This window comes from Paenibacillus sp. CECT 9249 (assembly GCF_918697855.1).
Classification (GTDB): Bacteria; Bacillota; Bacilli; order Paenibacillales; family Paenibacillaceae; genus MSJ-34.
Genome location: NZ_CAKKLI010000048.1, coordinates 1 through 12,087 on the forward strand (window position 1 = coordinate 1; position 12,087 = coordinate 12,087).

Genomic DNA, 12,087 nt, shown 5'->3' on the forward strand with positions numbered 1-12,087 from the left:
CATGCCGGAAAGTCCAGTCCCAGATGAAATTTTCAAAGAACGAGCCTGGAAATTTCGAGGCCGTTTTCCATCCCCCTCAGGGGATGGAAACTAACCTATAAGAGCTTTCAAAAGATACTATACGAGGGAGGTTAAGACTATGAGAATTAAGAAACGTTTAGTCTCATCTCTTTTAGTTGTTAGCCTTTTAGTAAGCATGGTTCCTTCATTTGCTGTTGCAGCATCTGGGGATAGTCTTCTTATAGTTAAATAGGATTCAAGGGAAACTTAATTCAAATAAATAACATGGTGGTGTTTTACTTGAAAAAATCTGTAGTCAGCTTTTTCCTTGCAGTACTATTGTCTGTTTCTTTGCTAGGCGTTGCGTATGCTGAAACGCAAACTACCGAATCGAAAATTATTTCTTTCACGGATATTTCCGGGCATTGGGCTGAATCTCAAATCAACAGCGCGGTTGCGGCTGGCTATGTTAGTGGCTATCCGGATGGAACGTTCAAGCCTGACCAAGAAGTCTCGCGGGCGGAATTTACAAAAATGTTGACTACGGCGTTGGGACTGAAAAGTGTGTCCGGTGCTTCTGGGGCATGGTATCAAGAAGCCGTAAATGCCGCTACGGAAGCCGGAATTTACGCTGACGATTTCAAGACTGGCACTTGGGATACGAAAATGCCGCGTAAGGAAATGATGCTTCTCTCTGTACGGGCAGGCATTACCGGTTACAAGCAAGATTATGACATAAACCGGAACCTCTATGAAGGAGCCAGGGCCGGGTTGATTATGGGTACGTCTCCCGGAAATATTGACCCTGACGGTACAACGACTAGAGCACAAGCAGTTGTCGTAATTGAAAGGGTACTTGCAGTTAAACGTGGCGAAACCTTGCCGAGTGACAAATACGCGGTCGGGGCGGCTGAAATCTTGTGGCATCGGACTAACATTTTGACGATGTTACCACAGTATTTTGGGAATCCAACTCAGGAATCCGCTAACGAATATAGCGAGTTTAAAGATGACCTCATGCGGTCTGTTTCTGATAATGGAAAGATTGCTTGTTCAGTAAATAGGCTTGTTGTTGTAGACCTCGATGACCCTAATGATCCTAATAGGGCTCTTGTGACATCTGATGATTTTCGTTGGTATAACGCTAAAGACTCTTTCAAACTGAAAGAAGCTTCTGGCGGTTACGCTGTATTCTATATTGTGGATATTAGCTTAGATAAAGATCATGGTGCCTCCTACGTAACACCTTGTAGAGCTACTGTATACAACAGTGAATGGCATGAGTCTCCCCTTAATGCAACAGATACTAAAAATCTCAATAGAGATTATTCATTTTTCCCTTGGGATAGTAAATATGAAGAATTTATGCTTGGTATTCGTACTGGGACTGAGAGCGGCAAAGTCACTTATACTGCAGGTCAGTTGATTCCTAAACAACATAAAGTATCTAATAAAGAATTTGTTGTTAAGTTCTCTGGAATTGGAAAAAATGAAGGCGTCAAACAGATTTATAGCTCTACGTTAAAATAATCCCTTGAGGGTGATTTAATGAACAGAAAATTGCTAGTTCTGGCGGCCAGTTTACTGGCCGCCATTCTTTTTTAAGATTTAAGTAACCTATTTCAAAATATACATGCTTTTTGTTATGATAAAAGTAACCTTTTTCTAACGGGGTGGTTATGATGTCAAGAGGCGGAAAACGGGTAGGCGCGGGACGGAAAGCCCAAGGTGTAACACGTAAAGTATCTTTAACCCTCACAGAGGTGGAATGGGCGCAGATTAAGGAATCCGGCTTGACGGTTGCGGCTTTCTTAAAACGCCTTATGCACGGGCAGACGGAAGCGCCAGCAGCCAAACCAAGCGGCTACCCGCGCCGCCATGCGGAGGAACGTTGGCAGAATTATTTAATGAACAATGAGCAGCAGTATGCAACCGAAGTTGTAGAAGCAGCGCAGCAATCGTTTTATAATATCCTGTTTCCTCAAGGAGCCGAAACCGCCCAAGTCAAAACCAAAACACAATATGAATGCCCGTTTACCGGCAAGCGCTTCGGCTCGATGGATGCCCTCGTTAAAGCGGCCATTCCGTATTTGCTGAAATCAGCCGGACACGATCTGCGACACAAGAGGGAATTGGCTTATATCCGAGAACGCGAAAGCTCTCCCCGGTATATTGACCAGCTATAAATTGTTACCGGGAAGATAGCCTGTTACCGGCTCATCCTTAGAACCACAAGGGTTTTCAGGTTCGGTAACAAGGTAACAAGTTTTTTTCATACACCTATGCTTCTATACAAGGATTTGATGCAATCTCATCCCACGGCTTCATTGCTTGCCGCACCGATTGTGTATATCCCCTCGCAAATCCTGTTACTTTGTTACCTTATTATCAATAAAAATAAAAAATATAGATAAATCAAGGGTTTTCAGCTATTTTGACGGTAATATGCGGTAACAAATCGCTGGTCAAAAGTAACGAAAACGGCCTCATTTTAAGAAAAACTAATATTCACTTTACGAAGAATGCAGTGTCACGCTTTATTATGACGCGCATTCTTTTTTCATTTTTCTAACTTTATCAGAGTGCTACCTTTCCAAAATTAGAGTATAAAAAGGTTCATTAGATTATGTATTTAGGTGAACTCTGCAATATTCACTTCTCCTCAATCGCTTCTCTAAAAAAATGCAGAGTCTATCAAATAGTCCGATGTTTCAACGGTGTTGTCGGCGGGGAGGCGTGAAAAGTAATGGTTATGTTCAAAGGGGGTGGAGCGCATGTAATTACTATTTGCCGCAGGTAGGAGAATCAAAGATGATCAGGAGGTTTGCTTATGCCATTTTTAGGCTATATCATCATGGCGCTGTTGCTTTGGTGGATTTTTTTCTCAGGCGGGAATCAGAAAAACCGCCCTTCTGTGCCAGCGGCGATAAAGCTTGTTGACAGCGGCAATGTTTTGCTGGAACGGTTGGTGGAGTGCATTGAAGGCGGTTGGTCTATGGCTTCTGAACAGGTGGAAAAAGGAAAATGGCCGGAGTTTGGTGCTGCTCTGTTTCTCTTCCTTCGCAATGAAAATTTCCACTCCAAGCGCAATAGGTTAAGTATCTCTGAATTTTTGGGGAAATCCGCTTTTGAGAAGGACGATCTGTGTTATTTAGCTAGAGCAGCCGCTTCGGAAGGTTTATTAAAGTTTGATGGCAATTCCATTGATTTAAAGGATACTCCATGCCTTGAAGAACTGCTGAAAAACAATTTATTTCGTTAAAACCAGAAGGGCTTGTATATTAACTCACACTGCAAGCCCTCTTGTATCTCAGGAGGAAAAGCGAATGCGCAAACGATATACCTTACTTATTGACAATCATCTTTTAAAGGAATTGAAGCGCTTTGCACTTGATCATGACATGAAGCTGCCTGATCTTTTTGAACGAATGGCGCGGACGTTCTTGTCACAGGCGGGTGAAAACCATGAGTATCATTCAAAAAGTTCGTAAGCAGCTTTCTTCGCTTTTTCCGCCAATCAAGCGTTTCCTTGCTTGGTGGCGCTATGACGATCAAGAGCGCTTACGGAATAAGGTTATTGAAATTTGGATACGGTCAGCACAAGAAGAGCTTCTGCGTGCTCATCATCTGCTCAATGATATCGCCAACAAGCCATATTATGAAGTAGATGTTCCACAGAATACAATTGATTGGGTAGTGCGATCAATTGCTCACTATGAGGTGATTAAACGCCCGACGTCGCCGCTAGATCGCCGATTGGCTTTGAGGTTGGGGATGCAAGCTCCGGCTCTAAGAAGGCGGTTATTGTGGCTCCTGAGCGGGTTTGCTTTTGCCGTCATAACCACATTTATACTTGGGTTATTTACTGATTTCCCTTTATTTCATTGGTTCCCTATTGTAATTTTAACAGGCTTGTTTTTTTATATCGTCTGCCTTTATACAGGTTACAAGCTGTTTCCTTTCATCCGTTCACTTACCGCTGATCATACGGCTTGTGAACATCTCTTTCACGCGTACTTGTCACAGATTTTTCAGCAAGCGAACGCGCTGCTTCATAGCAGGAATTTGAAAAAGGTATCTCAAATCAATACCGCTTTACACGCGATCAGCTATCAGAAGCTGCAAAGGGGGAGTGTGCAAGAATCAACCAATAATACGGTTATGAAAGAAAGCAAACCTGTCCCTGATTTCAAATCCCAGAACCAGACTTTAAACCATCACTACTACCCCATGAAACAGGCATGGGAACGATTTTTAACCGAAGTGCTGCACTTGAAAGACGTTTCAAACATCTCTCCTATACACCATGATTTAGGCCAAACAGAAGTCTTTATATGGGATATCCCTTCCGTTGCCTCTACACGTTGGGAGGAAAACGTTACCCGCATCGAAGCCTATTTGAAAAAGCCGGTATTCTTTATCCACCGGGATTATGACGGAATCGGAACGGTTGGGGTTGAAATCGCCAAGCAGCCGCTGCCAAAGGAAATCCATTTCCAGAACGTGATTAACCTTCATGCTGTCGCCCAAATGCCGGAAAGCGTAATTGTGGGTGTGAATAGCAAAGGCATGGTTACATGGAATTACCGGAAAATCCCGCATGGAATTGTCGCCGGGACAACGGGAGCCGGTAAGTCAACCGCTCTTTATTCGGTCATCTTGCAGCTTCAACGTCAAAATCATTTTCCGATGTTTATTGATCTTAAAGGCGGCGTCAGCTTCGGGTTCGTGGAAGATGCCGGATACCCGATAGCAACGACGAAAGAAGCCGCTTTGGAACTGGTAAAAAGCGCGGCGCAGGAAGTCGAACGGCGCGAACAACTTTTGAAAGAATGGGGTGTGTCGCCCGATATCGCCGTTTACAACGAAATGACCGGTGCAAATTTGCCGGAACTCTTTGTGGTATTTGATGAGTTTGCACAGTTTACGGATAAATGGCAGGGACTTGAGGAAGGCATGTCCTGCCTGAAGGCGATTGCGGCGAAAGGCAGGAGCAACGGCGTTCATTTGCTGATCGCTACACAGCGGCCTAGTCAGGAAAGCCTTGGCTCAACCGATTTTCGGAGTAACATTTCCTTTCGCTGCATAGGCCGGATGGATTCACAAACGTCCAGTCAAATCGCCCTTGGCAATGGCGCTGCTTTTGAACGCTTGCCCTCCACCGATTATGCCGGGCTTTTCATTGTCAGAGGAACGGATGCTCCTACGGACAGTTTGATTAAAGTTCCGTTTATCAATGACATGGATTTTAGGCGGTTATTCTTGGAGTACCGAAATCCGCATGAAGGTTATAAGGTGGGGCGCAACATCGGCTTTTTAGATTCGCGGCGGGAAATTCCTCAAAACTTCAATGATATTTTCTAAGTTCAATTGCAGAGAAGCTGGCTTCCGCGCCAAAACCTTAACGGGAAATGGCGCGGAAGTATGATTATCGGGGGGATTAACGATGAAAAATTTTGTCGCAGAAGTTCAACGTTTTCTTTCCGATCAGGAGGCACAAGGTAAAGCCAAAAATACTATCAAAACTTACCGGCGAATCTTGGAGGCGTTTGGCCGCTGGCTTGATCGAAACGGCGGGGAGTTAGCAGAGCCTACAAGGTATGATGTTCAAGCCTATATCAAGGCGCTGGAACAGGAAGGCAAAAGCGCGGCAACCATTGATAAGGTGTTTGCTTGCTTGAGTATCTACAGCCGCTTTATCCAGCGTCCCGATATTGTTGAACACATTAAGCGTATCAAGCCGCAAAACAAAAGGCAGACGGCTCCAAAATCGTTAGAGGAGTTAGCGGTTAAGCGGCTCAAACGGGAGATTGAGAAAACCGGAAACAAACGGGATATCGCTATCGGGTATATGCTGCTGGAAACCGGCGTTCGGGTATCGGAATTATGTGCGTTGAACCGTCAGGACGTTATTTTGAACGAACGGAGCGGTGAAATGATCGTTCGGAACGGAAAAGGCGGCAAGTCCCGCACTATTCCGCTATCCCGTGAAGTTCGTTATCACCTAATGCAGTATCTTGCAACGCGAAGCGATACCGAACCGGCGCTATTTTTGAGCAGTCATAAAAAACGAATTTCAGCCCGGACAATCCAGCATTTGTTAGCCAAGTATGGGACGCATCCCCACGCCTTGCGGCATACGTTTGCGCGGCGGCTGGTTGCTGCCGGAACTGATATAAGCACAGTGGCGGCTCTTACCGGCCATTCTGATATTAATATGACGAAACGTTATTCTATGCCTTCTTCTGTTGAATTGGCTGAAGCTATAGATAAGGCTTTCTTGTGAAAAAATAAACCGGGAACCAAATGGCCCCGGTTATATTTTTATTCAACGTCATACCCCATAATCTTAGCCCCTTCTTGCAGATATTGGCTAAGATACCTTTTCTCCATCATCATATCAATTTCCAAGTCTTTGTTTCTTCCGTCATGGTAAGCTGCGTTCCCTGATTTATCTAACTGAACCTCGATGTAGTCATGATCTCGGCCAAGATACATCATTGTATATAACAATCCGACTTCGCCAGGTTCGAGGCTGGCCAGAAAGTCTCTTAGAATTTTATTGGATGACTGAATCTTTAAATATTCTGGTGAATTCAGAAAAGCTTTATACTCCTTATAACCGTCTGGTGATACTACAATACACTTCAAGCCATATTTTTCAATATTGCGATCTCGTTCCCTTGCTAAAGCAATGGTTTGTTTGATCAGTTCAAATTTATTGGCCATTAAATCTTCCTCCTTCAAATCCAAATGGGATAACATTGAGAAAGAATCGTTATCGTCGTTTAGCATCAGTCGCACAACAAAAACCGGATTTCCGTTCATTTGGCTATACTCCCTTGTTGCGTAAACCCTTAAATATTTTGGTGAAAGAAAATTATTAAAAAGGAAGTCCTGCTCTTCCATCGTCAGATGTTCCGTGAATGGATGAATCCAAATATCATCTTCTCGAATAAATTCAAGCGTGTTGGATAGATTCTTACCCCGCCAATCCGTTCTTGATACTTCGGCAAGCCATTCGATGCAAACTTCAAAGCAGCAGTTGGGATACCAGTATCTCCGCTCTTGCATGTGGATAAAGGCTAGTTTGGCATAGGCAAATGCAATTGGCAGAGAGTTCGTATCCACAAGGTAGCATTCTGATTGCGAAAATAGCTCCGTTGCAACAACCTTGAATTTTTTCATAGATACAGATTCCCCCTTAAGTAAGAAATACTTTTGTGAGACCGGTAAATAAATTATGATTTCACAGGCAACATCCCCCTTTTTAAGTAGAGTAATTAATGATTAATTCGCCAATTTTTAGATCATGTTTCTCAATCATTGAAGTAAAAAAAGAACAAAATTTTTTTGGTAGACCTCTTGAACCTTTTTGCGACACTCATCCCTGAATTAATGGAGTAGATTTATTCGTATATTATTCGTATAAATTACGTACAACAAAGAAGTTGAAAACCCTTGATATCTCATGTTTATTCCTAAAATTTCGTAATTTCGTTTAATTTGTATGTGGAAACAAAACCGAAGGAAAATGCGATGATCAACTTCTAAGCTCTACTCAAATTTATTTCCACAGAGGGTGTTACCCCTGTGAACAAAATCAATACTTTTATGTTGTCATGTATCACGAAATAAACGAATTTACGAATAAAACGCCAGAACCCTAGTGTGATATGGAGCTCTGTCATCGGGTACAGACGAAATTATTGCGAAATTAACACGAAGTAAATCCTCCGTTATTCCTGTTCAATTAATCGAATCATCGTGATCGGTTTGCCCTTGCCTTTTGGGTTCGGCATTTTATCAACTCTAATTAATCCTAATTCGCGGAGCTTGCCGATGGCAGCAGCAATATCGGCTGCCTTTTGATTTTTTTTGAAAATCCCAACGCTGATTTCCGTAGAAGTAAGACCTTTTGGGTGTTCTTTCAATGCTTCGAGAATTCGCGCTGTTATTGGGTCAAGGGAATTGAAATTTTGCCCAAATATGAATTGAGCGGACTTCCGGCAATACTCCCAAACGGCCAATCCTGCTTTAAGATGTTCAATGCGAACCGTCCACGACATATCAAGCAAGGCATAAATGCAAGCTAGACGCATGATATAAGGCGTTCCACGACTGATCGCTGCTCCGATGATTCCCGGAATGTCACGCTGTAATGAATCATATACACGCTCCCACAAGGCATTAGCGGCTTCATCACGCTCCATAGGCCTTCTTTGGTTTGAACCCTCACCTTGTGCAAATTTTACTGCTCCTTGAATGCGTTGGACGGCAGATGAAATATCCACTTTATGAAATTCACCGCCGGATGGCAAAGACTTGGACTGCTGAACGTATACCCACAAAAAGCGATTGACAAAGCCGCTATGAATTTCAGTATCGCTTATGAGCTTTCTTAACTCCTCCGGCGTAATATGCCCCAGAATTGAAATATGAGTGTCTGAGGCACTTACAGGATGTTTTGTAAGAGTCTGAATATCTCCCCGGCCATCCCAAGCGTTCCGAACGATCGCGGCCAGTGTGTTTCCGTCCCGACGCAGCACCTTAAGAACCCCACCAAACTCACTTTCCACAATAAGCAGCCGCTTGTCTTCAACGCCGTAATCGGTAATAACTTCTTCATATTCGCCAGTAGGCTGCTTGTTCTTTCCATTGCCTTCTATGACTGGCCTCATTTCAGTGACTTGATCGCGAACAGCGTAAATGACACCTTCGCCGCTTGATAAACCTGATTTCTTGCGTTTGGATAGTTCAGGATCAACCGCACTCATAAGGCGAATAATTGGTTCAAGAGAAGTACCCTTTTTACCTTTGAATGTGGCACCGACAAGAACCGCGAACAATTTCATACGATGTTCGCCCCCCGAAACGGTGAAATGCGGCCATGTTCCTACCGTATTGCCGAATATCGTAAGAAAGTTGATAAGTAAAGCAACTGGGTCTGCCTCCGTATGCGGCAAAATTAGTTTCACGACTTCCCCAGCCAAGCCATAGAACGCATCCGGGGAGACCGTTACATTCCATTCCTGCTTAGGGATAAGCATTAAGCCAAGATCATCATCAGCAGTTTCACCAGTGGTTGAGTTTCCCTTTCCTCTATATTGAGCAGTGACCTTAGTTAAAGCTTGTGCTATAGTTGGTTCCCGGTAATCGTCCCGTTTCCATTTTTCACGCATTAAACCACTACTTCGGAATAGTCTGTCGATTTGCACAACATCTTGGGTATAGAAGGCCAATAAATTGCATAAAGCCTGATCGGCCTCTGATTGACTTCCATAATTGCTCCAATCGCCACTATAGAGCTTTTTAAATTTCTCGCCGTTCTTAGCCTCTGTTGCAATGCTGATAATTTCTTGATCGGATAAATTCGGGGTTTTAACCCGTACATTAATTGCATTTGAGCGTAACCTTGCGGTTGGTTCTTCTATTGCAAACATTCGTTTGCATAACTCATCAACTTCTTTCTGCCGGTTCTCGATGGTTTTCGGTGAAAGCTCCAAATGATCGCCAGTGATTGCAAAAAAGCGTTTGCGGTCGTAAATTTCAAATGCTCCGATTCGATTCCTCTCGCTGTTTAGCTTCGCTTTAACAATGACATGAACGCCTCTTCCGCTCTGGCTGCGTTCCGAATAACTGTCAAGAGCGTACAAAATTTCATCTGCTTCATCAGTAAGCTTGCCACCGTCAATACAACCATCAATGTCAATTCCAGTAAAAGGGTCGTCTGTACTAAATACATACCCGAGGCCGCTGTAGGCTCCCGGTTGGCGCTTGTAAGCTTTTAGCGCCTCCGCAAAGCTTGACCAACAAAGGGAATTAGTTGTATCCGCTTTTTCACCCTGAACAGTGTAAGGAATTTTGCTAGGTTTTTCCTTCCCCGAAAGCAACTCTAATCGCCATAGTATCCATTGATTGCGTTCTTTCAGTTCATTTGGGATGTTGTCAGGGTAGAAGTTTAAATTTACGTTTACTGAATGTTCTTGTTGTGTCAAGGATTTTCCCTCCTCGTATTGTTCTTGATCACGAGAAGTTAAGGGAAAATAGGGGTATGAGGGAATTGTGGAATTAAGAGGATGTTGTGGAAATCAATCAAACTTGCTTATCTAACTTGCTGCTCTTGCGAAGCTAACCAAGCGTCAACCGCTTCTTTCCTGAACAAAATTCGCCCTCTTCCAATGCCAAGACGAATATACGGTACTTTCCCCGCCTTAACAAGCGCATAAGCTAAATCCTTGGAAATACCCGCATATTTTGCGAACTGCTCTAGCGTCATAGTCGCTTGCTGCATTCGGCTTCCTCCTCCCGTTAAAGTTGAAATCACTCTAGTCACACTTAGAACATGATTTCTAGGGATAGATTACATCTCTATTGTTTATTTGTCAACAGATGTTGTTATTTCAACGATATTAGGTTATATTTATGTTGAAAGGAGGTGAAGCATTATGCAGCCTAAAGAATTTGGATTATATTTGAAAAATCTTAGACAAAGTAAGCATCTTTCACTTACAGCAGCGGCACGAAAGGCAAATATATCTCATGGTTACTTGTCTCAGTTAGAAAGCGGCTCAAAAGGTGTGATGCCATCACCGGAAATTTTACGAAAGATAGCATCAGCGCTAGAAACTCCAATAACTGAGTTAATGTATCATGCAGGTTATTTACCTTTTTACGACCCGCAAATTGAATTGGATGATACCCAATTTAACCAAGAAAATATTAATAACGGCAGGGAATTGACTTATATAGTCGATCAACCTGATTGTACCCTGTATTCAAAATACTTAACCGATTTTGAAAGAACGCAATTGAAAACATTCCTAGATTTTTTGTACCATCAACGAAAGGAATGAAGCTTATGGCCAGCATTGAAAAACGCGGAAAAAACTCGTGGCGGCTTGTTGTTGAATTAGGTACTGACGCACATGGGCACAGACTTAAGAAATCAAAAACCATCAAAGTCGAAGATGAGGCATTATTGCGGACTAAAAAAAGACTTAACGATTATTTAAATGAGGAGTTGACTAAGTTTAAAATCGAGGTTGAAGCCGGTGAATATATCGCTCCTGAAAAAATGAAATTTTCCAGCTTTGTTGAGGAGTGGGAAACAAAATACGCGGTTAAACACCTCGAAGCCAGTACACTGAATACTTATAAACGCTGTCTGAATAAACGCATTTTACCTGTATTCGGCCATCTTCGGCTTGACCAAGTGAAACCAATTCACATCCTGAACTATATTGATTCACTCGAACAGGAAGGAAGCCGTTTGGACGGTAAACAAGGCAAATTATCCTCCGGCAGCGTATTCATGATGTATCGAATTTTGAAAAACATTTTTTGCCGCGCCGTTGAATGGAAACTGATCAAGAGTAACCCTGTAGCTGATGTTGCTCGTCCACGTGTAAAGTACAAGGAATCACGGGTTTACTCGGAGGAAGAAGTCCATAAGTTATTTGAAGTATTGCAACATGAGCCGTACCACTGGCGCATGATGATTACGTTGGCTCTTACAACGGGGATGCGCCGGGGTGAATTGGTCGGATTAGAGTGGAAGCACGTTGATTTAAAGAATGGCATTATCGACGTTCAACAGAATATTACAACGTTTAAAGATGGCGAACCTATTATCAAACAACCAAAGACAAAGCATAGTATTCGTAAAATTGCCCTTCCCGCATCCGTTACGGCAGAACTGAATGATTACTATCTTCACTGCCGTAAGGAGCGCATGAAAATGAAAACCGTCTGGAAACGGGATGAACACTTTTTTGTATTTTTCAATGAAGAAGGCAAGCCGTTCTATCCAGAAACGCCTTACCTTCATTTCAGAAATCTATTGCTTAAACACAAGCTCCCGTATATTACTTTCCACAGTTTACGGCACACTTCGGCCACACTGCTTCTAAACCAAGGTGTCCATGCAAAAATCATTTCTGAACGACTAGGACACTCTAATATTGGCACGACAATGAACATCTACGGTCACGTTCTTCGCTCCGCTGATCAAGAAGCGGCAAACAAGTTCGACGCGATTTTACCAATCACCAAAGCAAAATAAACCTCTCAGTTCATTCGTCCCCA

The 12,087-nt window shown here is 43.0% G+C and carries 11 protein-coding genes; 8 read left to right on the top strand and 3 right to left on the bottom strand.

Annotated elements, in window-relative coordinates:
- Positions 1–300: 300 nt before the first annotated feature.
- The 6 genes from LQ229_RS22540 to LQ229_RS22565 all read left to right on the top strand — a co-directional run bounded on the left by LQ229_RS22540 (position 301) and on the right by LQ229_RS22565 (position 6,286).
- On the top strand, positions 301–1,530 hold the full coding sequence (locus tag LQ229_RS22540; RefSeq protein ID WP_230192963.1) for an S-layer homology domain-containing protein: 1,230 nt from the start codon (positions 301–303) through the stop codon (positions 1,528–1,530).
- Positions 1,531–1,682: 152 nt separating this feature from the next.
- A complete protein-coding gene (locus tag LQ229_RS22545) occupies positions 1,683–2,186 on the top strand; it encodes a hypothetical protein (protein WP_062410729.1) in 504 nt (167 codons plus the stop codon).
- A 644-nt stretch (positions 2,187–2,830) separates the two neighbouring features.
- A complete protein-coding gene (locus LQ229_RS22550) occupies positions 2,831–3,262 on the top strand; it encodes a hypothetical protein (protein WP_062410728.1) in 432 nt (143 codons plus the stop codon).
- Positions 3,263–3,326: 64 nt separating this feature from the next.
- Positions 3,327–3,491 carry a hypothetical protein gene (locus tag LQ229_RS22555; protein WP_160327413.1) on the top strand — a complete coding sequence of 55 codons (165 nt, stop codon included), beginning with the start codon at positions 3,327–3,329 and terminating at the stop codon, positions 3,489–3,491.
- Complete coding sequence (locus LQ229_RS22560) at positions 3,466–5,364, top strand: FtsK/SpoIIIE domain-containing protein (protein WP_230192964.1); 1,899 nt, start codon at positions 3,466–3,468, stop codon at positions 5,362–5,364. Before LQ229_RS22555 ends, LQ229_RS22560 begins: the two co-directional genes overlap by 26 nt.
- 82 nt (positions 5,365–5,446) lie before the next feature.
- A complete protein-coding gene (locus LQ229_RS22565; protein ID WP_230192965.1) occupies positions 5,447–6,286 on the top strand; it encodes a tyrosine-type recombinase/integrase in 840 nt (279 codons plus the stop codon).
- Between the two features lie 38 nt (positions 6,287–6,324).
- On the opposite strand, the gene LQ229_RS22570 is transcribed toward LQ229_RS22565, so the two are convergent.
- The 3 genes from LQ229_RS22570 to LQ229_RS22580 form a co-directional block, all read right to left on the bottom strand.
- Entirely contained in the window at positions 6,325–7,188 is an 864-nt protein-coding gene (locus LQ229_RS22570) for a DUF3775 domain-containing protein (RefSeq protein WP_230192966.1), read from the bottom strand.
- A 551-nt stretch (positions 7,189–7,739) separates the two neighbouring features.
- A complete protein-coding gene (locus LQ229_RS22575; protein WP_230192967.1) occupies positions 7,740–9,998 on the bottom strand; it encodes a DUF3987 domain-containing protein in 2,259 nt (752 codons plus the stop codon).
- 107 nt (positions 9,999–10,105) lie between these two features.
- Positions 10,106–10,294, bottom strand: coding sequence for a helix-turn-helix domain-containing protein (locus LQ229_RS22580; protein ID WP_230192968.1), 189 nt, complete (start codon positions 10,292–10,294; stop codon positions 10,106–10,108).
- A gap of 154 nt (positions 10,295–10,448) precedes the next feature.
- On the opposite strand from LQ229_RS22580, the gene LQ229_RS22585 reads away from it, so the two are divergent.
- Both LQ229_RS22585 and LQ229_RS22590 read left to right on the top strand, forming a co-directional pair.
- Positions 10,449–10,856: a helix-turn-helix transcriptional regulator gene (locus tag LQ229_RS22585; RefSeq protein WP_230192969.1), complete on the top strand. Its 408-nt coding sequence runs from the start codon at positions 10,449–10,451 to the stop codon at positions 10,854–10,856.
- 5 nt (positions 10,857–10,861) lie between these two features.
- Positions 10,862–12,064, top strand: a complete 1,203-nt coding sequence (locus LQ229_RS22590) for a tyrosine-type recombinase/integrase (protein ID WP_062410719.1) — start codon at positions 10,862–10,864, stop codon at positions 12,062–12,064.
- Positions 12,065–12,087: the final 23 nt, after the last annotated feature.

What these genes read in the sequence shown, in the direction of transcription:
- LQ229_RS22545 (WP_062410729.1), top strand. Translation starts at nt 1,683, where the DNA reads ATGTCAAGAGGCGGAAAACGGGTAGGCGCGGGACGGAAAGCCCAAGGT.
- LQ229_RS22550 (WP_062410728.1), top strand. Translation starts at nt 2,831, where the DNA reads ATGCCATTTTTAGGCTATATCATCATGGCGCTGTTGCTTTGGTGGATT.
- LQ229_RS22555 (WP_160327413.1), top strand. Translation starts at nt 3,327, where the DNA reads ATGCGCAAACGATATACCTTACTTATTGACAATCATCTTTTAAAGGAA.
- LQ229_RS22560 (WP_230192964.1), top strand. Translation starts at nt 3,466, where the DNA reads ATGAGTATCATTCAAAAAGTTCGTAAGCAGCTTTCTTCGCTTTTTCCG.
- LQ229_RS22565 (WP_230192965.1), top strand. Translation starts at nt 5,447, where the DNA reads ATGAAAAATTTTGTCGCAGAAGTTCAACGTTTTCTTTCCGATCAGGAG.
- LQ229_RS22570 (WP_230192966.1), bottom strand. Translation starts at nt 7,188, where the DNA reads ATGAAAAAATTCAAGGTTGTTGCAACGGAGCTATTTTCGCAATCAGAA.
- LQ229_RS22580 (WP_230192968.1), bottom strand. Translation starts at nt 10,294, where the DNA reads ATGCAGCAAGCGACTATGACGCTAGAGCAGTTCGCAAAATATGCGGGT.
- LQ229_RS22585 (WP_230192969.1), top strand. Translation starts at nt 10,449, where the DNA reads ATGCAGCCTAAAGAATTTGGATTATATTTGAAAAATCTTAGACAAAGT.
- LQ229_RS22590 (WP_062410719.1), top strand. Translation starts at nt 10,862, where the DNA reads ATGGCCAGCATTGAAAAACGCGGAAAAAACTCGTGGCGGCTTGTTGTT.